General features: G+C 62.1%; 19 protein-coding genes. 6 read left to right on the forward strand and 13 right to left on the reverse strand.

Features of this window, described 5'->3' with window-relative positions; all coding sequences use genetic code 11:
- Positions 1-133: 133 nt before the first annotated feature.
- From C7477_RS15585 to C7477_RS15605, 5 genes are read right to left on the reverse strand one after another with little or no spacing between them, the layout of a single operon-like run.
- A complete protein-coding gene (locus C7477_RS15585) occupies positions 134-1,201 on the reverse strand; it encodes a Gfo/Idh/MocA family protein (RefSeq protein ID WP_110753815.1) in 1,068 nt (355 codons plus the stop codon).
- Positions 1,194-2,207: a Gfo/Idh/MocA family protein gene (locus C7477_RS15590; RefSeq protein ID WP_110753817.1), complete on the reverse strand. Its 1,014-nt coding sequence runs from the start codon at positions 2,205-2,207 to the stop codon at positions 1,194-1,196. Before C7477_RS15590 ends, C7477_RS15585 begins: the two co-directional genes overlap by 8 nt.
- Positions 2,204-3,079, reverse strand: coding sequence for a carbohydrate ABC transporter permease (locus C7477_RS15595; RefSeq protein WP_110753819.1), 876 nt, complete (start codon positions 3,077-3,079; stop codon positions 2,204-2,206). The genes C7477_RS15590 and C7477_RS15595 overlap by 4 nt, the downstream gene beginning before the upstream one ends.
- A complete protein-coding gene (locus C7477_RS15600; protein WP_181418447.1) occupies positions 3,072-4,025 on the reverse strand; it encodes a carbohydrate ABC transporter permease in 954 nt (317 codons plus the stop codon). Before C7477_RS15600 ends, C7477_RS15595 begins: the two co-directional genes overlap by 8 nt.
- Positions 4,026-4,031: 6 nt before the next feature.
- The gene (locus C7477_RS15605) at positions 4,032-5,321 is read right to left on the reverse strand and encodes an ABC transporter substrate-binding protein (RefSeq protein ID WP_110753821.1); all 1,290 of its coding nucleotides are present in this window, start codon (positions 5,319-5,321) and stop codon (positions 4,032-4,034) included.
- A 109-nt stretch (positions 5,322-5,430) separates the two neighbouring features.
- Between C7477_RS15605 and C7477_RS15610 the strand changes: the two genes are divergently transcribed.
- From C7477_RS15610 to C7477_RS15645, 6 genes are all read left to right on the forward strand, one after another.
- Positions 5,431-6,132, forward strand: coding sequence for a TetR/AcrR family transcriptional regulator (locus tag C7477_RS15610; RefSeq protein WP_110753823.1), 702 nt, complete (start codon positions 5,431-5,433; stop codon positions 6,130-6,132).
- Between the two features lie 146 nt (positions 6,133-6,278).
- Positions 6,279-7,421 (forward strand): Gfo/Idh/MocA family protein, encoded by a 1,143-nt coding sequence (locus tag C7477_RS15615; RefSeq protein ID WP_181418448.1) that lies wholly within the window; start codon positions 6,279-6,281, stop codon positions 7,419-7,421.
- Positions 7,422-7,645: 224 nt separating this feature from the next.
- The gene (locus C7477_RS15625) at positions 7,646-8,809 is read left to right on the forward strand and encodes a dihydrodipicolinate synthase family protein (protein ID WP_110753825.1); all 1,164 of its coding nucleotides are present in this window, start codon (positions 7,646-7,648) and stop codon (positions 8,807-8,809) included.
- A 1-nt stretch (position 8,810) separates the two neighbouring features.
- Positions 8,811-10,229: an enolase-like domain-containing protein gene (locus C7477_RS15630; protein ID WP_110753827.1), complete on the forward strand. Its 1,419-nt coding sequence runs from the start codon at positions 8,811-8,813 to the stop codon at positions 10,227-10,229.
- Position 10,230: 1 nt separating this feature from the next.
- Positions 10,231-11,052: a sugar phosphate isomerase/epimerase family protein gene (locus C7477_RS15635; RefSeq protein WP_110753829.1), complete on the forward strand. Its 822-nt coding sequence runs from the start codon at positions 10,231-10,233 to the stop codon at positions 11,050-11,052.
- A 381-nt stretch (positions 11,053-11,433) separates the two neighbouring features.
- Positions 11,434-12,669 carry a Gfo/Idh/MocA family protein gene (locus tag C7477_RS15645; protein ID WP_425373580.1) on the forward strand — a complete coding sequence of 412 codons (1,236 nt, stop codon included), beginning with the start codon at positions 11,434-11,436 and terminating at the stop codon, positions 12,667-12,669.
- A 144-nt stretch (positions 12,670-12,813) separates the two neighbouring features.
- On the opposite strand, the gene C7477_RS15650 is transcribed toward C7477_RS15645, so the two are convergent.
- The 8 genes from C7477_RS15650 to C7477_RS15690 all read right to left on the reverse strand — a co-directional run bounded on the left by C7477_RS15650 (position 12,814) and on the right by C7477_RS15690 (position 23,115).
- Positions 12,814-14,313, reverse strand: a complete 1,500-nt coding sequence (locus tag C7477_RS15650) for a CoA-acylating methylmalonate-semialdehyde dehydrogenase (RefSeq protein ID WP_110753833.1) — start codon at positions 14,311-14,313, stop codon at positions 12,814-12,816.
- Positions 14,314-14,364: 51 nt separating this feature from the next.
- Positions 14,365-15,147: a TIM barrel protein gene (locus tag C7477_RS15655; RefSeq protein ID WP_110753835.1), complete on the reverse strand. Its 783-nt coding sequence runs from the start codon at positions 15,145-15,147 to the stop codon at positions 14,365-14,367.
- A gap of 224 nt (positions 15,148-15,371) precedes the next feature.
- Positions 15,372-16,166, reverse strand: a complete 795-nt coding sequence (gene iolB / locus C7477_RS15665; RefSeq protein WP_110753839.1) for a 5-deoxy-glucuronate isomerase — start codon at positions 16,164-16,166, stop codon at positions 15,372-15,374.
- 4 nt (positions 16,167-16,170) lie between these two features.
- A complete protein-coding gene (iolE, locus tag C7477_RS15670) occupies positions 16,171-17,073 on the reverse strand; it encodes a myo-inosose-2 dehydratase (protein ID WP_110753840.1) in 903 nt (300 codons plus the stop codon).
- Positions 17,074-17,080: 7 nt separating this feature from the next.
- On the reverse strand, positions 17,081-18,913 hold the full coding sequence (gene iolD / locus C7477_RS15675) for a 3D-(3,5/4)-trihydroxycyclohexane-1,2-dione acylhydrolase (decyclizing) (protein WP_110753842.1): 1,833 nt from the start codon (positions 18,911-18,913) through the stop codon (positions 17,081-17,083).
- On the reverse strand, positions 18,910-20,997 hold the full coding sequence (gene iolC / locus C7477_RS19270; RefSeq protein WP_342633286.1) for a 5-dehydro-2-deoxygluconokinase: 2,088 nt from the start codon (positions 20,995-20,997) through the stop codon (positions 18,910-18,912). Before iolC ends, iolD begins: the two co-directional genes overlap by 4 nt.
- Positions 20,997-22,106 (reverse strand): Gfo/Idh/MocA family protein, encoded by a 1,110-nt coding sequence (locus tag C7477_RS15685; RefSeq protein ID WP_110753844.1) that lies wholly within the window; start codon positions 22,104-22,106, stop codon positions 20,997-20,999. Before C7477_RS15685 ends, iolC begins: the two co-directional genes overlap by 1 nt.
- Before the next feature lie 229 nt (positions 22,107-22,335).
- Positions 22,336-23,115, reverse strand: a complete 780-nt coding sequence (locus C7477_RS15690) for an ATP-binding cassette domain-containing protein (protein WP_110753846.1) — start codon at positions 23,113-23,115, stop codon at positions 22,336-22,338.
- Between the last annotated feature and the right edge of the window lie 52 nt (positions 23,116-23,167).

Raw genomic sequence — 23,167 nt, forward strand, 5'->3', positions numbered from 1 at the left:
GGTGCTCGGTACCAATCGCCGACGTGGCAGAATAGAGGCAGGAGGCTGTGTCAGCCAATCTCCCCCCTTGAGGGGGAGATGCCCGGCAGGGCAGAGGGGGGTGTCGCGCGCTTCCATCAAAACAACCACCTCTCTACGGTCGCCACGTCTTATATTTCGGATGCTCGCGTCCGAGCGGCAGAGCGACATCGGTGCCGGTTTCGCTCGAATGATAGATCGCCGCCAGCAGTTCAAGGGAGCGCCGGGCGTCCTCAGCTGTCACCGGCGGCCTCTCGCCCCTTTCCAGCGCGCGATGGAAGGCTTCCATCTGCCCAGTGAAACGCCTGCCCACCGGCGGCATATCCTTCAACAGCGCCTCAATCTGCACCGCAACACCCTCATTCGCGGGAACGATGCGCCAGGGCCCGTCGCCCGGCGAATAGGCGGCGTGGTTGCTTTCAAACGTGACGTTCTCGAATGCCAGATGCAGGCGGCTGATTTCCTCCTGCGCACCAAGCGTCGCGGTTGCGGAAACCAGCGCGCCGTTTTGCATGAGCAAGCTTGCGGAAACGCAGTCCTCCACCTCGATGGCGTTCACCCTTGTGGCGACGCGGCCGAACACACGCTCGACCGGTCCCATGAGAAACGTCAGCATGTCGTGCAGATGAATGGCATGGGTCATCAGCACGCCGCCAAGCTCGGTTGCCCAGCGGCCGCGCCATGGATTGTCGTAATAGCCGGCGCTGCGCTTCCAGAACGTCTCGGCGGTGCCGGCATAAGGTTTTCCCGCCAAACCGCTTTCGATGATACGGCGCGCCTGCTCGACGCCTTCGCCATACCGATACTGGAATATCGGCATCAGGACGCCCCGTGCCGTCCTTTCGGCTTCCATCACCTGATCGACTTCAAGGAGCGATCCGGTCAGCGGCTTCTCGCATACGACATGTTTTCCGGCGGCCAGCGCTTCCAAAATGAGACGCGTGTGCGGAGCGGGGGGCGTGCAGATATCGATGATGTCGATATCCGGCATCGCGATCAGTTCGTCGGAGGAAACCGTACGCCGCGGTACGGCGAATTCGTCGGCTACGGTCGTGAGGCGCGCTTCGTCGAGGTCGCAGAGGGCGACGACCTCGAACTTGTCGCCATGCGGCGCATAGCCCTCGACGATATGCGACCTGCCGATGCCGCAGCCGATGATGCCGACCTTGTAGCGCTTAGGCATGGTGGTTTTCCTCGGCCATTTTCTGAGCCCTCAGCGCCAGTTCCATTGCCGCGAAGCATCGCGCCTGCGGCATGGCGGTTTCCGTCCGGTCGCGGATATCGGCAAGGAGTTGCCGGCCATAAGGCAAAGGCACCTGCGAGCAATCCATGTAATGAACCCCTTGCCGGTCGGTGAGAAGCAAATGATTGCCGCCCTCGCGCCCGGCAACATCGATATTTTTGCGCAACTCGATCGCGCCCTCCGTTCCCGTGATGAACAGCCGCCCGTCGCCCCAGCTTGGCAGCCCGTCCGGTGTGAACCAGTCGACATGGATGAAGCCATCGGCCTCCGTTGTCGCCAGATGGATGCTGCCCGTATCCTGCAAGCCCGGCCATTGCGGATGGGCGCGGTTGCGGGCGGTTGCGGAAAGAATGTCCGCCGTGTCCGCCCCGGTGAAGAACAGGAATTGCTCGCACTGGTGCGAGCCTATGTCGACAAGAATACCGCCATAGCGTTCCCGCTCGAAGAACCACGCGGGACGGGTCGGCGCGCGCAGGCGGTGCGGGCCGAAACCGGCGAGGGAAATCACCTTGCCGATGGCGCCCGCGCCAACCAGTTCTCCCGCCTTTACGGTCGCGCGGTTTTCGAAATGCTCCGAATAGAGGATGGAGAAAATCCGGCCGGTTTCGGCCTGAACCTGCCTGACCTCTTCCAGCTGCGCCATCGTCACCATGCCGGGCTTGTCGACCATCACGTCCTTGCCCGCCCGCATCGCCTCGATTGCGATGCCTGCCCGCTCATCGGGAACCGCAGCGCTGATGATGAGGTCGATGCCGTCGTCTTCAAGCAGGCGTCTGATATCATCGACATCAGGGATATCAGGATATTTTTCCGCATAGGCGCGTGACAGCTCGTTATCTCCGGCATGGAAGCCAACCAGCTCCGCGCCCGCGTCCAGCAGGCAGGCCGTTTGGCCGAAGATGTGGTCGTGCTCGATGCCGATGGCGGCGAATTTTACGGGTTTCATCGCTTCATTCCGGTCGTGGCGATGCCTTCGATGAGAAGACGCTGGAAGAACAGGAAAAACAGGAAGACCGGCACCAGCGAAAGGTTGGACATGGCGAAGAGGGCCGTCCAGTCGGAACTGCCAGTCGAATCCACGAAGGAGCGCAGGCCGAGCTGTACCGTGTAGGTGTTGATGTCGTTCAAATAGATCAGCGGGCCGAAGAAATCGTCCCATGTCCAGATGAAAGAGAAGATGGCGGCGGTCGCCAGAACCGGCAATGACAGCGGCAGCATGATCTTCCAGTAGATGCGGAACGGGCTGCACCCGTCCATCACCGCCGCCTCGTCCAGCTCGCGCGGAATGCCCCGGAAGAACTGCACCATGAGGAAGATGAAGAACGCATCCGTCGCCAGATATTTCGGCACGATCAGCGGCAGGGGCGTGTTCACCCAGCCGAGTTCGAGGAACAGGATATATTGCGGGATCAGGACGACATGATAGGGCAGCATCAGCGTGCCCAGCATCAGCGCGAACCAGAAGTTCCGGCCGCCGAAGCGCAGGCGGGCAAAGGCGAAGGCGGCGAGCGAGCACCCCATGACATTGCCCACGGTCGCCAGAACCGAAATGACGAACGAGTTCCAGAAGAAGCGCCCGAAGCTGACCTGCAGACCGGTCCAGCCCCTGATATAGCCGCCAAGATCCAGTGATGACGGGATGAGCGAGGTGGAGCCGAACAGTTCGTCCTGCGGCCTGAGCGAGCCGGAAAGCATCCACAGGATCGGGTAGAGCATGGCGAAGGATGCCGCTATCAGCGCGGCATGCAGCAGCACGGATTTCAGGGGCGAGCGCTGCGGCATCTGGCCGGGACGGCTGGCGGTGACGGCGTCAGTCATCGTAATGCACCCAGTATTTCGCGGAGAGGAACGAAAACGCCGTGAACAGAGAGATTATGATCACCAATATCCAGGCGAGCGCCGACGCATAGCCCATGCGGAAGAAGCCGAACGCCTCCTGATAGAGATAGAGCGTGTAGAAAAGCGTCGAGTTGATCGGCCCGCCCGTACCTTCCGAGATAATGAAGGCAGGGGTGAACGCCTTGAACGCGTCGATGGTCTGGATCACCGCATTGAAGAAGATGACAGGCGTCAGCAACGGCAGCGTGATCCGCAGAAACTGGCGCAGCTTGCCGGCGCCGTCGATTTCGGCGGCCTCATACATATCCTGCGGAATCTGGCGCAGACCGGCGAGGAAGATGATCATCGGAGAGCCGAACTGCCAGACGGACAGGATGACGAGCGTATAAATCGAATAATCCGGGTTGGAGATCCAGCTTGGCCCCTCATAGCCGAAGGCCCGCCAGAGAAGCATGTTGATCAACCCATCGGAGGCGAAGAGCTGGCGCCACAGCACGGCGATGGCGACGCTGGAGCCGAGCAACGACGGCAGATAGAAGATCGCCCGGTAAAGCGTCAGCCCCTTGATGCCGCGATTGAACGCCAGCGCGACGAGAAGCGCGAAGGCCAGCTTGAGCGGAACGGATAGCAGCACATAGGTGAACGTGACCTGCATCGCCGCCGCGAATTTCGGATCTGATGTGGCGATGCGCACATAATTGGCCGCGCCTACCCAGTCCGGCGATTGCAGCAGATCGTAATTGGTGAAGGAGAGATAGAGCGAGACAAGCGCCGGCCCCAGCGTCAGGCCGAAGAAGCCGATCAGCCAGGGCAGAAGAAACAGATACGCATGAATGTTGCGATCGAATATCCGTTTCAGCCCTGTCCGCTTTGGGAGAGACGCCGCGCGCCTCTCCTCGGCAATGGATCCAGCATAAAGGGTCATAAGCCGTTACTTCCGCTTGATGACGTTATCCGCATCCTGAACCAGACGGCTCCCGCCTTCCTCCGGCGTGATCCGCTTGAAAGCCACTTCCTCCGCTATTCGTTTCAGCACGAAGGCGAATTCTCCCGCGCCGGGCGGCGGAGCGGGCGGCAGATCGCCCACGCCGGGGGTGATGTCGGCGATGAACTGCACCATGCTTTTGCTCACGCCGTCGAGCTTTGTGGCCAACTGATCGCGCATGGAGCTTGACGCGGGCACACCGCGCTCGACACCCAGGATATCGACGCCCTCAGGTGTTGCGACGAGGAAATCGATGAAGCCCACGGCGTCGGCGATCCCCTTGCTGTCCTTGGCGACGCTGAGCAGCATCGAAGGCTTCAGATAATGGCCGGAAACCGAGTCCGCTGAAATCCGGGGATAGGCGGCAAGCGAAAGCTTGGCCTTGTTGAGCGCCTGATAGCCGACGAACTGGTTGGAATGGGCGAACGCCGTTGCCGCCTTGCCGGTCGTCAGCGCGTTGGTTTCAATATTCAGCTGGTCGAGCGCTTGGATATCCGCCGGCACGCAACCGCCGCTTTCGCGCATCTTCGCCCACATCGCGAACCATTTCCCGGCATCGGCGGCGTCATAGCCGATCTTGCCATCGGGCGTATAAAGCGACTTGCCTTGCTGCCGCAGCCAGCATTCGAGAGCCGGCTCAAGCCCGCTGGCATCGGCGGTAGCGTAATAGCCGGGCTTGGGTTTGTTGGTCCCGAACTTCGCGGTGTTTTCGGCAAACTCCTCCCAGGTCTTCACCTGCGATGGCGGCGTTGCGCCGGTCTTCTCCCATGCCGCGCCGTCGAACATCAGCGCGCTGGAATTGACGCCGAGATTGATGCCGTAGAGCTTCCCGTCGACCCGGCCCGAATCGATGTTCATCGTGCCGAAATCCGCAATGTTCAGCCCTTTGCCCAGATAATCGTCGAGCGGGGCAAGCGCGCCGCGGCGGGCATATTCGAAGATATAGCGGTAATCCATCTGGATAAGATCGGGCGCGTTGCGTCCGGCGACCTGGGTTGCAAGACGCGGCCAGTAATCGCTCCAGCCGGCGAACTCCCCGGCGATCGTGAGGTCCGGCTTGATCTTCTTATAGGCCTCGATGGCCTTGTTGGTGCGGTCGGCGCGTTCCTGCGAGCCCCACCAGAGCATCCGCAGGCGTATCGCCTGCGCGAACGCCCGCCCTCCACCAAGTGCTGCAAGTGAAAATGCGGCCAGACCTGCCGTAAGAACGGCACGCCTTTGAAGCATCACGGACATTGGCAACTCCTCCCTGATAACTGCCAAGCGGATAATGCGAGTATTGTCATTTTATAACCAATTGGTTACATGGGACCATCGATCCATCGCCTTGTCAAGTGGATGCCGGATGACTGAAAGCAGAAAAGAGAATACCCCCGAGCCCGCGAAAGACGGGGAGGTGAAGCGTAAACGCACCCCTCTCCAGGGTCGAAATCCGGAGCGCACAAGGGCATCGATCCTTGAGGCAGCCCGTCGCGAGGTCGCCGACAAGGGGTTGGCCGGGGCGCGCATCGATGTCGTGGCGCGCCGCGCCGGCACGAACAAGCGCATGATCTACCATTATTTCGGCGACAAGGACGCGCTGTATCTGGCTGTGCTGGAGGATGCCTATCGCCATATCCGCCATGCGGAACGCAGGCTCGACCTGACGCGTAAGCCACCGTCCGAAGGCCTGCGGGAGCTGGCGCTTTTCACCTGGCACTATTACTTGGACCATCCGGAATTCCTGAGCATCCTTGCGACGGAGAATCTCAATCAGGCCCGCTATCTCCGGCAATCCAAGGCGATCACCGAGATGCACTCGAATTTCATCTCGGAGCTGAAGGACGTGCTGCAGCGCGGCGAGGCGGCGGGCGAGTTCCGCGCCGGGCTTGATCCGGTCGATGTCTATCTGACCATCGCCTCGCTTGGCTTTTTCTATCTCTCGAACCGCTACACGCTGTCGACAATCTTCCAGCGCGACCTGATCGCACCGGCGGAGCTGGAGCGCTGGGGGCAGCACATCGTGGAAACGCTTCTCGCCGCGCTGCGGCCGTTACAAGCGGCTTGACAGCGAACTCCTTTCACGCAACTAAATAACCAAATGGTTACAAATTGCCATAAGCGCCTTCGGGAAAAGGTCGTTGTTTTTAGGCCGCATGATCTTATCCAAAAAGTCTGCAACTTTTTGGGATCATGCTGTGGGAGGAGAATTCGATGAAGCGCATCGGCGTTATCATGCACGGCATTACCGGCCGCATGGGGTATAACCAGCATCTGGTCCGCTCGGTTCTGGCCATTCGCGACCAGGGCGGCGTCACGCTGAAAAGCGGCGAGAGGGTCATGCTCGACCCGATCCTCGTCGGGCGAAATGCAGGCAAGGTCGAGGACATCGCCCGCCGCCATGGCGTTTCCCGCTGGACCGCCGATCTGGATGGCGCGCTCGCCAATCCGGACGACACGCTTTTCTTCGACGCAGGGACGACGCAGATGCGCGGCAGCCTGCTGGAAAAGGCGATCAAGGCGGGCAAGAACGTCTATTGCGAAAAGCCGATCTCCGACACAGTGGAGGAGGCGCTTGGCATAGCGCGGCTTGCGGAAAACTCCGGCGTCAAGCATGGCGTCGTGCAGGACAAGCTCTTCCTGCCGGGACTTCGCAAGCTCGCCATGCTGCGCGACAGCGGCTTTTTCGGGAAGATCCTCTCGGTACGCGGCGAGTTCGGCTACTGGGTTTTCGAGGGCGACTGGCAGCCGGCCCAGCGTCCGTCCTGGAACTATCGTACAAAAGACGGCGGCGGCATCATTCTCGATATGCTCTGCCACTGGCGCTACGTGCTGGACAATCTGTTCGGCGCGGTGAAATCGGTAAGCTGCCTTGGCGCCACTCATATCCCGGAACGCTTCGACGAGCAGGGCCGCCCCTATGCCGCCGATGCCGACGACGCGGCTTACGCCACCTTCGAACTGGAAGGCGGGGTGATCGCCCACATCAATTCCTCCTGGGCGGTCCGGGTGCGCCGCGACGACCTCGTGACCTTTCAGGTGGACGGCACCCATGGTTCCGCCGTGGCGGGGCTCACGCAATGCTGGACACAGCACCGCACCAGCACTCCGAAGCCGGTGTGGAACCCCGATCAGCCGCAGACGATCGACTTCTACAAGACGTGGCAGCAAGTGCCGGACAATGTGGCCTACGACAATGGCTTCAAGACGCAGTGGGAAATGTTCATCCGCCATATCGTCGATGACGAGCCCTGGTCCTACGGGCTGATGGAAGGCGTCAAGGGCGTGCAGCTGGCGGAGCTTGGCCTGCAATCCTGGAAGGAACGCCGCTGGCTCGATGTTCCGGCGCTGGGGTGATTTCGTGGCGTCGCGAGATACCCCCCTCTGCCCTGCCGGACATCTCCCCCTCAAGGGGGGAGATTGGCTGACACGGCGCTCGGCCTTCATTCTGCAACGTTTGCGATTGGTGCCGAACATTCATGACAGCGTAATCTCCCCCCTTGAGGGGGAGATGTCCGGCAGGACAGAGGGGGGTACTGCCCCACCAACGTTTCAAAATAATCCATTCAAGGGAAGCGGGAATGCCTGAAATCAGACTCCCCACCGAAACAGCTAACATCGAAACCTATCGCCTCCAGGGAAACCCAATCGCCCTCGAACGGCGCAAGGCTAGCGACTTCAACCGCATCGCATTCGCGGCGGCGCATGTGGTGGCTGATCCGCTTGCCGTCAACGATCCCTGGCTCACCCCGGCGATCGATTGGGATGCAACCCTGCAATTCCGGCACCGGCTCTGGGATCTGGGGCTTGGCGTGGCCGAAGCGATGGATACCGCGCAGCGCGGCATGGGCCTTTCATGGCCGGACGCGCGTGAGCTTATCGCAAGGTCGCTGAAAGAAGCAGCCAGCCGGGACGATGCGCTGATTGCCTGTGGCGTCGGGACCGACCATCTGGAAGGCACGGGCCACGATTTGCAGCGGATCGCCGATGCCTATCACGAACAGCTCGATTTCGTGCAAGGCCATGGCGGCAGGGTCATTCTCATGGCCAGCCGCGCGCTTGCGAGCGCCGCCCGCTCGCCGGACGATTATCTGGAAACCTACGCCCGCGTGCTGGAAAGAGCGCAAGGCAAGGTGATCATCCACTGGCTTGGCGAGATGTTCGATCCGGCATTATCGGGTTATTGGGGCAACGCCGATCACATGAAGGCCATGGACACCTGCCTTGAAATGATCGAGGCGAACGCCGGCAAGATCGACGGTATCAAGATTTCGCTTCTGTCGAAGGAAAAGGAAATCGCCATGCGCCGGCGGCTGCCTCAAGGCGTGCGCATGTATACCGGCGACGATTTCAACTATGCCGAACTGATCGCGGGCGACGAGCACGGCCATTCCGACGCGCTTCTGGGTATATTCGACGCCATCGCCCCCGCCGCATCGAGCGCGCTGGCATCCCTCAAGCGCGGCGAGACGGATGCATTCTTCGATATTCTGGAGCCGACCGTTGCGCTGTCGCGGCACATCTTCCGCGCGCCGACCCGGTTCTACAAGACGGGCGTTGTCTTCCTTGCCTGGCTGAACAGCCTTCAGAACCATTTTACCATGGTGGGCGGGCAGGAAAGCGCGCGCTCCACCCGGCATTTCGCCGAGCTTTTCCGCCTGGCTGACAAGGCGAATGTTCTCGCCGACCCGGACCTCGCCGCCCGGCGCATGAAGGCCTTTCTCGCGGTAAGAGGCGTTGAGTGATATGACCGACGCACCGTCGCTAAAGGTCAGGGACGCCGCGATTTTTGAACGGCGCGTGACCATGCGCATGCCGTTCCGCTTCGGCGCGGTAACGGTGCGCGAAGCAAGCCAGCTTTTCCTGCGCCTGACGGTCGAGGACGGGCGTGGTCATTATGCGCATGGCTATGCCGCCGAACTGATGGTGCCCAAATGGTTCGACAAGAACCCGGCGCTTGGGGCTCCGGAGAACGAAGATCAGCTGCGCCGTTCGGTTCGTATCGCGGTAAAACTTGCGAGCGATGCGCCTGCCGCACCCGCCTTTGCCCTGCATGCCGCGGTTGAAGACGAGCAGCACCGCCTCGCGGCGGCGGAGGGGCTCAACGGCCTCATAGCGTCCTTCGGGCTTGCGCTTGTCGACCGCGCGGTGCTCGACGCGCTCTGCCGCATGAATGGTGTTTCCATTACCGAAGCGATCCGCAACAATCTGGCGCAAATCGATGCAAGCACTACGCCAGATCTCGCCGGGTTCGATATCGCCGGCTTTCTGGAAAGCCTCAAACCCCAGCCGAACCTCTCCCTGCGCCACACGGTTGGCTATGTCGATTCGCTTACGCCTTCCGATATTTCCGCGCGTCTTGAGGATGGCCTGCCGGAATGTCTGGAAGAGGAAATCCACGCCTATGGCGTCAGATATTTCAAGCTGAAGGTTTCCGGGCGTCCGCGAGAGGATGCCGAGCGCCTGAAAGCGATTGCCGCGGTTCTGGACACGCTGCCGGAATACAAGGTGACGCTTGATGGCAACGAGCAGTTCGAAAGCGAGGCGGCGGTGATTGATCTCATGGATCGCATCGAGGCCGAGCCTTCGCTCCAGCGCCTGCGCCGCTCCCTACTCTTCGTGGAGCAGCCGATTGCCCGCGCCGCCGCCCTGGTGAGCCCGGTTCGAAACCTGGCGGGGCGCGTTGCGCTCGAAATTGACGAGTCGGACGGAACGCAGGACGCGTTTCTTGCCGCGCGGGAACAGGGCTATCGCGGCGTATCGTCCAAATCCTGCAAGGGATTCTACCGCTCGCTCCTCAATCGCTGCCGCGTCGAAAAATGGAATGCCGAAGGACCCGGCGGCTTCTTCATGTCGGCGGAAGATTTGACGACCCAACCGGGCATTGCCGTGCAGCAGGATCTGGCGCTTGCTGCGATTCTTGGGTCTAGCCATGTCGAGCGCAACGGCCATCACTATGTCGAGGGCATGCAAGGCGCATTGGAGGGTGAGACGCGCTCCTGGCTTGATGCGCATGGCGACCTATACCGGCAAATGGACGGCGGCCTGCGCCTCGATATCCGCCATGGTAGGCTTTCGCTCGCAACCACGCTTCACGCTCCGGGTCTCGGCATTTCCGGCGATGCCGCCGCAGCGACCTTTGCGGCACTTGAAAAGGGGGCATGACATGAATCTTTCCGGCCTGTCGGTGAACTTCGCGACCATAAAGCAGGGCGGCTCCTTCGGGGCGCTTGTCGATGCCTGCCTCGCGCAAGGCATCACCACCATTTCGCCCTGGCGCGATCAGGTTCACGCAGCCGGACTTGGCGAGGCGGCCCGTATCGTCGGGCAGAACGGGCTTCGTCTCAGCGGGCTTTGCCGTGGCGGGTTTTTCCCCGCACCTGACGCGGAAGGCCGCGCCCGCGCCATCGAGGATAACAAGCGCGCCGTGGATGAAGCCGCAACGCTCGCCGCCGATTGCCTGGTGCTGGTTGTCGGCGGCTTGCCGCACGGATCGCGCGATATCGAGGGCGCGCGCCAGATGGTGGAAGACGGCATGGCGGCGCTTCTGCCCCATGCGCGCGCCGCCGGTGTCCCGCTCGCCATAGAGCCTCTGCATCCCTTCTATGCGGCGGATCGGGCCTGCATCAACACGCTGAAACAGTCGCTCGATTTGTGCGACCGGCTCGGCGAGGGAACCGGCGTGGCGATCGATGTCTATCATGTCTGGTGGGATCCGGAACTGGAAAGCCAAATCGCCCGCGCCGGTCGCAACGGCCAGATCCTCGCCCATCACATCTGCGACTGGCTGGTGCCGACGACCGACCCGCTGAACGATCGCGGCATGATGGGCGACGGCGTCATCGACCTCAGGGGCTTCCGCGCCATGATCGAGAAAGCCGGTTTCTTCGGCCCGCAGGAGGTGGAAATCTTTTCCCATCGCTGGAATGGCCGCCCAGTGGAGGAGGTGCTGGCGACCGTGGTCGAGCGGTACAGGGCGGTTTGTTGAGTGGTTCATGGTTTGACGGCGTCAGTGCCAAGCGCCCTCGTGGGTATCGAGGCTCACCATGAGGGATTTGCTGGAATGTCGCGGAATGCCCCTCACCCTTACCCTCTCCCCGTGAAAATACGGGGAGAGGGGGACATGGACGTCTTCGCCTTCTTTTTCTGCTAGGTGCTGTAGGAGAAGAAAGAGGCGGCAAGGCTCACGTCCCCCTCTCCCTGCTTGCGGGGAGAGGGTAAGGGTGAGGGGCACTCCACGCGATATGCTTTTAAGCGCAACGCCCCTTCACCCTCATCCTGAGGTGCTCGCGTGAGCCAAGCCTCGAAGGACGAGATGAAGGGGATCGCCATTAGCCGGCGTCTCCATTTCAACATGAAGGAGGAAGGCATGTCTCTGAAACGCAAGCGTTACGTCCTCGTCGGAACGGGCAATCGCGGCACGACGATGTGGGGCCGAGAGTTGTTGGCGGGGTGGAGCGATTATGTCGAGCTTGTCGGCATCTGCGACCTGAACCTCATGCGCGCCGAACGGGCGCGCACCATGATCGGCTCTGATGCGCCGCTTTACGATGATTTCGACCGGATGATGGCCGAGCTGAAACCGGCTCTCGTGATCGTCTGCACACCTGACGATACCCACGACGACATCATCGTGCGCGCGCTCGAAGCCGGGGCCGATGTGATCAGCGAAAAGCCGATGACCACGACCCCGGAAAAGATCGCCCGCATCCTGGAGGCGGAAGCGCGGACCGGGCGGCGGGTGGACGTCTCCTTCAACTACCGCTTCGCCCCCACGGCCGCGCGCATCAAGGAACTGATCAACGAAGGCGCCATCGGCGATGTCACCTCCGTCGATTTTCACTGGTATCTCGATAACAAGCACGGCGCGGACTATTTCCGCCGCTGGCATGCCTTCACGGAACGCTCGGGCAGCCTCTTCGTGCACAAGGCGACGCATCATTTCGACCTGCTCAATTGGTATCTGGATTCCGATCCCGTCGAGGTCAAAGGCTTCGGCCAGCTCCTGCATTACGGCCGCAACGGACCCTTTCGCGGCGAACGATGCCGCACCTGCCCGCACAAGGGCGAGTGCGATTACTATTTCGATCTCTCAGCCGATCCGTTCCTCGAAACGCTTTATGAAGAGCCGTCCGAGGTCGACGGCTATGTCCGCGACGCCTGCGTCTTCCGCGAGGATATCGATATTCCCGATACGATGAGCGCTTCTATCCGCTATGCCAGCGGCGTGCAGGTTTCCTATTCGCTGAACACCTACATGCCGATCGAAGGCCATCATATCGCCTTCAACGGCCACAAGGGGCGCATAGAGATGCGCCAATATGAAAAACAGCCATGGACCGAGCCCCCGGCTGACGAGATCCTGCTCGTCAGGAGCTTTGGCGGCGGTGTCGAGCGTATCTGGGTCCCGCACGAGCCCGGCGGCCATTATGGCGGCGACAACCGAATGCGCGACATGATCTTCAAGCCCGGCTCGAACGATCGCCTGCGCCAGCGGGCGGGGTCACGGGCGGGCGCCATGTCGGTCCTGTGCGGCGTCGCGGCGCTTGAGAGTTCGCGCAAAGGCGGTGCGGCGATAGTGGAGCCGCCTCGTTCCGTTGTTTAAGTCGGTTCCGCCAAGCGCCCTCGTGGTTCGAGGCTCATTCCGCTTCGCTCCATTCACACCTCACCATGAGGGCTACTGCGGCGTTGCAACCTTCACCCTCATGGTGAACCACGGGGGTGAAGGGCGCGCGGCGTGGAATTGCCTTCACCCCATCGTCGGCATGACGAACTCCGCGCCCTCGCGAATCCCCGTTGGCCAGCGGCTGGTGATGGTCTTGAGTCGCGTATAGAAGCGCACGCCTTCCGGCCCGTGCATGTGATGGTCGCCAAACAGCGAGGCCTTCCAGCCGCCGAAGGAGTGGAAGGCCATAGGCACCGGGATCGGCACGTTGATGCCGACCATACCGACCTGTATCCGATGGGCGAATTCGCGGGCGGCGTCGCCGTCGCGGGTGAAGATGGCCGTGCCGTTGCCGAACTCGTGCTCATTGATCATCCGGGCGGCGGCCTCATAGGAATCCGCGCGGGCGACTGATAACACCGGACCGAATATCTCCCGGGCGTGGATCGTCATGCCGGGCGTCACATGGTCGAACAGCGAGCCGCCGATGAAAAAGCCATTCTCATAGCCCTGCATCCGGAAATTGCGGCCATCGACCACGAGTTTCGCGCCTTCCGTCACGCCGGCGTCGATAAGCCCGCGCACACGTTCGAGATGCTGCTTCGTCACCAGCGGGCCCATCTCGGCGTCCGGGTCGGTTCCCGGACCGATCTTCAGCGCGCGTATGCGCGGCTCGAGCTTTTCGATGAGCGTGTTTGCCGTCTTCTCGCCGACAGGCACGGCGACCGAAATCGCCATGCAGCGCTCGCCGGCTGAACCGTATGCCGCGCCCATGAGCGCATCGACCGCCTGGTCCATATCGGCATCGGGCATGATGACCATATGGTTCTTGGCCCCGCCCAGCGCCTGGCAGCGCTTGCCGGTGCGCGCCGCTGTTTCATAGATGTAACGGGCGATCGGCGTCGATCCGACGAAGCTGACGGCGGAAATGTCGGGATGGTGGAGTATGGCGTCCACCGCTTCCTTGTCGCCATGCACGACATTGAAGACTCCAGCAGGCAGGCCAGCTTCCTTGAGCCACGCGGCGATGAGGAGCGAGGCGGAAGGGTCGCGCTCGGATGGTTTCAGAATGAAACAGTTGCCGCAGGCCAGCGCCACCGGAAACATCCACATCGGCACCATGACCGGAAAGTTGAACGGCGTGATGCCCGCGACGATGCCCAGTGGCTGGCGCAGCGAATAGCTGTCGACCCGCGTGCCGACATTCTCCGTGAATTCGCCCTTGAGAAGCTGCGGGGCCGCGGTGGCGAATTCCACCACCTCCATGCCGCGCTGGATTTCGCCCTTGGCATCCGAAAGCACCTTGCCATGCTCGGAGGTGATGACGGCGGCCAGTTCGTCGACACGCTCTTCAAGGATATGCAGGAAGCGGTTCAAGATACGCGCGCGGCGCAGCGGCGTCGTTCCAGCCCATTCGGGAAACGCCTTCTTCGCCGCCGCGACCGCCTCGCGCACTTCATCCGCACCGCCGAGCGCGACGGAGCCGGTTTGCTCGCCAGTCGCCGGATTGAATACGGGAGCCGTGCGGCTGCCGCGGCCGGCATTGAGGCGGCCATCGATGAAATGAGAAATGTCGGTGGGCATGGCGGGTCCTCCCATGATGCTGTTTTGTCGTTTGAACCAGTAATCAGGATATTACAACGTGAAAACCGCCCGGAATGCCTCTAGCGCCTTTTCGGCATCATCCTTGGCGAAAGCTTCCAGTCCGACCGGCCCGCGATACCCCATGTCATGAAGCGCGCGCGCAATGGCCGGATAGTTGATCTCCCCAGTGCCCGGCTCGCAGCGTCCGGGTACATCCGCCACCTGGATTTCGCCAATCCATGGCAGGCAGGTCCGGCAAGTTTCGATCAGATTTCCCTCGCCGATCTGCACATGGTAGAGATCGAGGTTGAGCCTCAAGCGCGGATGGTCGATGGCGGAAACCAGCGCCAGCGTATCCATCGCGCGGGCGAAGGGTACACCCGGATGATCGACCGGCAGGTTCAGATTCTCCAGCGTGAACACCACGCCTTCCTCCTCCGCCATATCGGCAATGCGGCAAAGCGTGTCGCGCGCCTTGAGCCACATTCTGCCCGTGACGATCTCGCTTGGCCGCGCGGGGAGACCGCCCGGACCCAATCCGGTGCCATGCAGGTTCAACCGCGCGACGCCGAGCATTTTGCCGATTTGCGCCGTTTCGCGGGCGGAGCGCAGGAGTTCACCGGCTCCTTCGTCATCGGCTAGCCGCCCGGTCACATAGCCATTCATGATGGAGAATGTCGCGCCTGAGCGCTTGAGCGCGACGAGATCGTGATCGGACCAGTTCCATAGACCGACGTGGAAGCCCATTTCTTTCAGGCAAGCGCAACGCCACTCGATGGGTTTGTCGCGCCACAACATTTCGGCACAGGCGGAAAGGGTGAAGGGGTGGGTCATGTGTGGATATCCCCGACGTGGCCGCGTACCCGCCGAACACCCCCCTCTGCCCTGCCGGGCATCTCCCCCTCAAGGGGGGAGATTGGCTGACGCGAACCACGCCTCTCATCCTTCGACGTTTGCGATTGGTGCCGAACGTCTATGAAAGCGTAATCTCCCCCCTTGAGGGGGAGATGTCCGGCAGGACGGAGGGGGGTATGGCTTGGAACAAACATCAAAAACCCCTACACCAACCGCTCAACCGCCGGAGCAGCCACAAAGCGCCATTTGCGCAGCGGTCCGGCCATGACGTTCAAATAATACATCTCAAATCCGGGAGGCGCCCCGCAAGGATGATGCCCGCGGGGGACGCAGACCACGTCGCCGTCATGCACGGCCATGGTTTCGTTGAGCGTCAGATCGTCGGTATAGACCCGCTGGATGCCGAAGCCGTCAGCCGGGTTCAGACGGTGATAATAGGTCTCTTCCAGATAAGTGATGCGCGGGAAATCATCCTCGTCATGGCGATGGCTCGGATAGCTCGACCAGTGACCAGCCGGCGTGAATACCTCCGTCACCAGCAGCGAGTCGCAGTAATCCTCGTTTTCCATGGCGATATTGTTGATGTAGCGGGTGTTCGTGCCTTCGCCCCGCTGCGTCAGCGTGATGCCATCAGGCCCGATCCGCCGCGCCTCGTGGCCTCCGTTGCCCGGCGCGGAGCAGACGGCGATGACGCAGTCCGTCTCCGCGACTGCCTCCCACTCGCTGCCATCAGGCAAATACAGGCAATGCGGCGGCGATTTCTCAAAAACGCTCATGCGTTGGCCCAGCACACCCCAATCCCGCCCCGCACCCTGAATTTGCGCCTTCCCCTCGACCATGACGAGGATGACCTCGCAGTCCCCGGTCGCCTCCGCCGCGCGCTCGCCCGCCCGCAGGCGGTAAAGCGAAAAGCCGACATAGCGCCAGCCGGCAAGCGCCGGAGTGATCTCGTGCACCTTGCCATGGGTGCCGAACGGGCGGTGAAGCAGATTGGGCATGGTTTTACTCCTGGATTAAACCTGTTTCAGCCGCAGCAGCTTTCAGCGTCTTCAAGCCAAGAGACTGGTATTGAAACGGGTTACGAACATCCGGGTCCTGCTCGGCCTCGATGACGATCCAGCCATCATAACCCACATCTTTCAGGATGCTCAGGAGCGGCACAAATTCGACTCCGCCTTCCTCGTCGCCCGGCACGGTGAAGACCCCGGCACGCACGCCATCCATGAAGGACATGCCGCTCTCTCGAACCTGACGCATGATGGCGGGGCGCACGTTCTTGGCGTGGAAATGGCTGACCCGGTCGGCATATCGGGACAAAACCGGCGCTGGATCCTGTCCGTTTGACCCGAAATAACAATGCCCCGCATCGAAGAGCAGCCGCGTATTCGGGCCGGTTGCCGCCATGAAAGCGTCGATCTCTTCGGGCGTTTCAACCACCGTTCCCATATGGTGGTGATAGACGAGATGAATGCCCTGCGCCGCCGTGAACGCCGCAAGCTCTTCCACTTTCGCACCGAAAGCCTTCATCTCCTCGGGCGTAAGAACCGGACTTTCACTCAGCGGCCTGGCCAAACCCTGAATGCTGTTCGAGGTCTCGCAGACGATGCACACCGTAGAGCCATTATGCTTCAACCTGTCCAGATGGCGCTGGATCGCTTTTTTCTCCTCTTCCACGGAGTGCGCGAGCAGATTCAGCGAATACCAGCCGGACACGAAGGCCAGACCATAAGAGCCAAGCAATTGTTTCAATGCTTGCGGATCGTCCGGCCAGCGATGGCCGTTCTCGATGCCGTCGAAGCCGATATCCGCCGCCTCGCGCAATATCTGTTCGGTCGGAATGTTTGCGCCAAGGGTCTGGTCGTCATCATTGGCCCAGGCGATGGGGTTGGTGCCGAAGCGGATCATGTTTTCCTCAATTCACAACTCTCTGTTTCGCTGACGCCTCAAGGTACCGCGCATAGGCCTCTTTAAGCTTGTCGGTAGTCCCCACCTCCGGCACAGCCACATCCCACCACTGTCCAGCATCGCCGAAGCCCGGCCCATGGGTCGGATCCGTGTCTATGACGATAACCGTCGGAATGTCTCGTCCCCGCGCGGCGGCGATTTGCGCTTCCAGATCGGCAATATCTTTCGCCTTCACCGCAACCGCGCCCATCGATGCCGCATGGGCGACGAAATCGATCTGTGGCTGCTGCTCTATGTTGCAATCCCTGTAGAGATTGTTGAACGGCTCCCCGCCGCTTAGCCGCTGCAGGCGGTTGATGCAGCCGAAGCCGCGGTTGTCGGTGAGCACCACTGTGAACGGCACCTTGCGCATGACGGCGGTCGCCAGCTCCGAATTCGCCATCATGTAGGAACCGTCGCCAGCGAAGCAGATCACCTCGCGGTCGGGCCGCGCGAGCTTGAGCCCCATCGCCCCGGCGATCTCGTAGCCCATGCAGGAATAGCCGTATTCCATATGATAGCCGCCCTGGCTCGCCTGCCAGAGCAGCTTGAGCGCACCCGGCATGGTGCCGGCGGCGCCCATGGCGATGGCGCTTTCCCCGGTCGCGCGCTGCACCGCGCCGATGACTTGCGCATCCGTTGGAAGTCCTTCGCCTGAGGGGGCGGCGCAATGGCGGTTCACGGCGGCAAGCCATTCGGTTCGCGAGGCAGTATCCGGCATGGGGGCGCGATGATCTCCAAGTATGTCGCTTAAACCTTGAAGAGCAACCTTCGCATCGGCCACGAGGCCGACTGCGCCGTGCTTGTCCGCATCATAGCCCTGCACGTTGATCGAAACGAGCTTCATATCTTTCGCCTCGAATAGCGACCACGAGCCGGTGGTGAAATCCTGAAAGCGCGTGCCGATGCCGATGACCAGATCCGCCTCGCGAGCAAGCGCATTGGCCGCCGCCGAACCATCGACGCCCGCCGCGCCGAAATTCATCGGATGGGCCTGCGCCAAAGCCGATTTTCCTGCCTGCGTCTCGATGACAGGAATAGAGTGGCGGATGGCGAAATCGGCCAATTCCTGCTCCGCTTCGCTGTAAATCACGCCGCCCCCGGCGACGATGACAGGACTTTTCGCGGCGCGGATCAATGCGGCAACGTCCTCCAGATCGCGCCTGTCCGGCACAGGCCGGCGGATGCGCCAGACATGTCGCTCGAAGAAGGCTTCCGGCCAGTCATAGGCTTCCGCCTGCACATCCTGGCAAAACGACAGCGTCACCGGGCCGCAATTGGCCGGATCTGTCATCACCCGCAGCGCCCGTGGCAGCGCCGTCAGCAATTGCTCGGGCCGCGTGATGCGGTCGAAATAGCGGCTGACCGGGCGGAAGCAATCATTTGCGGATACGGTGCCGTCGTCGAAATCTTCCACCTGCTGCAGCACCGGGTCCGGCCGGCGGCTGGCGAATACATCGCCCGGAATGAGAAGCACGGGGAGCCGGTTGACATGGGCGAGCGCCGCCGCGGTGATCATATTGGTCGCGCCCGGCCCGATGGAGGACGTCACGGCCTGCGCGCGGCGACGCTTCATCGCCTTGGCATAGGCGATGGCCGTGTGCGCCATGGTCTGCTCGTTCTGGCCGCGCCAGGTGGGCAGGCCATTGCCCGCCTGCTGCAGCGCTTCGCCAAGGCCGGCCACATTGCCATGGCCGAAAATCGCCCATACGCCATCGACGAAACGCTCGCCCTCTTCCGTCATTTGGCTCGCAAGCCATTTCACCATGGCTTGCGCCGCCGTTAGTCTGATCGTGCTCATTGCGCTTTAGCCTTCTCCCGTGCGGCGTCCCACACCCGGCAAAGCCGGGCATATCGCGCCGCCATGTCGTCCACTGCTTGCCCATCGGAGATTTCTCCGCCAAGCCAGCGCCGCGCCGCATCGGCGAAGATCGTGCGCCCGACGGCAAAGCCCTTGACCAGATCGAAACGGGCGGCGACGTCGAAGCTCTCGGCAAGCTCCGCCTCCGGCGCATCCAGCCCAAGCACGACGATGCCGCGCGTATGCGGGTCATGCGCCTCTATGGCGGCGATGGCGTTGGCCCAACCGGTCTCGGTCTTCATCGATTCCAGTTTCCACCAGTCTGGATAGATGCCCGCCGCGTAGAACTGATGGACCAGCGTCGCGACCGTCATATCGCCGGTTGCGCCGACCTTGGAGGGGATGATCTCCAACAGGAATTCCAGCCGGTTGCGCCGCGCCGCCTCGAACAGTCTTTTGACAATCGCCTCCTGGGCAGCGCGTGTGTCGGCATCGTCATCCGGATGGCAGAAGCACAGCACTTTCACCACCTGCTCGCGCGCCCACTCCGCGAGCCCTCCGCAATCGGAACCCAGTTCCGGCTCCAGCATCAGCGGACGCGATCCCGGCCATTCCGCCGGGCGCCCAATCCAGAGACCGGTGCCGGATGCCCGATGCAGCGCCGAGCGGCCAATGCGGTTGTCGCAGAGGATGCCGTAGCCATCGGAGGTGGTGGACTGCCCCACACCCTTACCCTCTCCCCGTGAATTACAGGGAGAGGGGGGCGTCAGCGTTGACGCTTCTTTCTGTTCTGCTGTGCCTGGCTCAATGGATAGGGCACCAGCGTGGATGCGCCCCTCTCCCCGCAAGCGGGGAGAGGGTAAGGGTGAGGGGCAATGCGCCGCCTGCACCCGCAAGGCAGCGTCGAGGCAGAGTTCCTTGAAGGCCGCGCCCTTTTGCGGGGTGTAGCCCGGCATGTCCTCGAGTTGTTTGCGGTGGTCGAAGGCGAACACGCGCATGGTAGACCAATCGCCACCCGCCCGCGTGTGGCGCGTGGTTGACCAGTGGATCTGCTCCAATTCCCTATCGTTGCGCAAATCGGCGCGCTTTACGCCCCGCGCGAGGAAAAACTGCAATTCCTCCCAGCTCGGATAGGCCGGCGTACAGCCATGGCGGCTGACGGCGAAGGCGCCGCAGGCATTGGCAAATTTCAGCGATGTGGACCAGTCCGCTCCGCTCATCCAGCCACGCAACAGGCCGGCGAAGAACCCGTCGCCCGCGCCCAGCACGTTGAACACCTCTATTGGGAATCCCTGTCCGCTTTGGCCATTGTCGAGGCTATCGGGTATCTCCCCCTCGAAGGCGACCGCGCCGAGCGGCCCGCGCTTGCAGACCAGCGTCGCGGCGCTGACGGCGCGAACTGCGCGGAGGGCCGCAATCGTATCGGTCGATCCCCCCGCGATGTGGAACTCTTCTTCGGTGCCGACGATCAGGTCGAAATAGTGCAGCGTCGATTGCAGCCGGGCGGTGACCTTGGCGCTCTCGACAAACCGGCTTTCGCCCTCGCCGTGGCCTGCGACGCCCCAGAGGTTCGGGCGATAATCGATATCGAGCGCGGTGCGGAGACCATGCTTGCGCGCAAGCCGCAGTGCCTTGATCACGGCGGCTTCAGTGTGCGGGTGGGAAAGATGCGTGCCGGTTACCACAATGGCCCGCGCGACAGCGATGAAGGCTTCATCGATATCGTCCTCGCAGAGCGCCATGTCGGCGCAGTTCTCGCGGTAGAAGATCAGCGGAAACTGCGTGTCATCGCGGATGCCGAGGATGACCAGCGCGGTGAGCCGTTCGGGATCGACCTTCACGCCCGCGGTTGACACACCTTCGCGCGCGAGCTGCTCCAGGATGAACCGTCCCATATGCTCGTCACCAACGCGGCTGATGAGCGCGGTCTTCAGCCCCAACCGCGCGGCGCCGCAGGCAATGTTGGTGGGCGAGCCGCCGATATATTTCTCGAACGAGCCCATATCCTCCAGCCGCCCGCCAATTTGTGTTCCGTAGAGATCGACGCTGGCGCGGCCTATGGTGATGACATCGAGGGTCTTCATCACTGCCCTCCGATCCGGACGGGCGTTCCGTTTGACGCCGCCATGGCATGGATGATCCGTTCTATCTCCAGCCCATCCGCGAAATCAGGTCCAACGTTCGGGCCGCCTGCAATGGCGGTGAGGAGATCGCGGGCCTCGATCACCTTCTGCTCATTGAACCCGAAATTATGGCCGGGAGCGGGGCAGAAGGCGGCGTAATCCGGTTGAGCGGGGCCGCTCAGGTGCCGCACGAAGCCGGCCTCTCCGGCTCGGTGCACCCAAAGCTCGTTCATGTTCTCCTGGTCGAAAATGATGGTTCCGTTCGTTCCATGCGCTTCCCATTGCAGCCGGCACTTTCGCCCGCGCGCCACGCGCGACGTGGCAAAGGAGCCATGCGCGCCGGACGCAAAACGCAACAGAGCCATGGCGCTGTCCTCGTTCTCCACCGCCTTCGCGCCCTCCCGCGAGGGACGTGCCGGTATGGCGATCTGCGTCTGCGCGATGACCTGTGTGACAGGTCCCATCAGCGCCAGCATCTGGCTCACAAGATGGCAGCCAAGGTCGCCGAGCGCACCGAGACCTCCGCCCTCATGCGTCATCCGCCACGACCATGGCAGGAGCGGATCGGCGGAATAATCCTCGTCATAGACGCCGCGAAAGGCAAGCGGCTCCCCGATCTCGCCATTGCGGATCATGTCGCGCGCCGCCTGAAAGGCGGGGTTCCTCAAATAGTTGTAGCCGAGCATCGTCATCTGTCCCGGATGGGCGGCGGCGGTGGCGGCCATTGCTTCCGCGTCGGCAAGCGTCAGCGCCATAGGCTTTTCCAGCCAGACATGCTTGCCGGCCTTCAACGCGGCTTCTGCCATGGGCCGGTGCAAACCGTTGGGCGCGGTGATGGACACGACATCGACCTTGGGATCGGTAACAGCCTCCTCCCAGCGGGCCGTGGCACGAGCAAAACCGAACTGGCTAGCGAAAGCGTTCGCCGCATCCTCCGTCGCATCCGCGAGGATTTCCAGCCTCGGATGCGCCCCGCTGAAAACCGCCGCGACATTGCGCCAGGCCATGGCGTGGCATTTGCCCATGAAGCCGGTTCCGATCAGGGCGACGCCCAATTCTTTCTGCGACATCGTCAACTCCCGCTCGATAAAAAGCCGGTCGGATAGGGAGCAATCCGCCCCTCACCCTTACCCTCTCCCCGCGAATTGCGGGGAGAGGGGGACGTCATCGCCGGCGCCCTTTTTCTCCCCCTTGCCTGGCATGAGAAGGAGGCGCGGCGTTCATGTCCCCCTCTCCCCGTGTGCGGGGAGAGGGTAAGGGTGAGGGGCATTCCACTAAGCATTTGAGGTTTCCCTGACATCACACAGTTCCTCCAAGCGAACCTTCGAGTACGGCCAGTTCCTGCCCGCCCGCCATCAAATCCTGCAGTTCAGTGGCCGTGATTTCGCCCTTCGTCGCCGTGCCGAGCGTCTGCCCGCGATTGAGCACGGTGAAGCGGTCGCCGACAGCGAGCGCATGCCGCACATTGTGGGAAATGAACACCACGCCGATCCCCTGCGACCGGACGCGATCAATCGTCGCCAGCACGTTCGAGGTCTGGCGCACGCCGAGCGCCGAGGTCGGCTCATCGAGAATCAGCACCTTTGCGCCGAAATAGACCGCCCGGGCGATAGCCACCGTCTGCCGCTCCCCGCCCGACAGCGTCCCCACCGCCTGTTCGGGGCTGCGCAGATTGATGCCCATCCGGCGCATTTCGGCCCGGGTGATGTCGTTGGCCGTGTCGATATCGAAGCGCTTGAAGAGCCCCCTGCCTTTCGTCGGTTCCCGCCCCATGAAGAAGTTGCGGGTGACCGACATCAGCGGGATCATGGCGAGATCTTGAAACACCGTGGCGATCCCCGCCTCCATGGCATCACGCGGACTATCGAAGGACATCGGCCTGCCTTCGAAGGTGATCGATCCCCCGGTCGGCTTGTGCACGCCGGACATGGTCTTGATGAAGGTGGATTTTCCGGCGCCATTGTCGCCAAGCAGGCAGTGGCACTCGCCCGGCCTGACGTCGAAGGTCACGCCATTGAGCGCGATGACGTTGCCGAAATGCTTGCTGATGTTTTCCATGTGGATGATCGGATGGGACATCTGAATCCTTTCTGAAACCGCATGATCTTGCCTGGAAGTCTGCAACTTTTCG

The sequence above is a fragment of the Paramesorhizobium leguminum genome (assembly GCF_003217235.1).
GTDB lineage: Bacteria > Pseudomonadota > Alphaproteobacteria > Rhizobiales > Rhizobiaceae > Paramesorhizobium > Paramesorhizobium leguminum.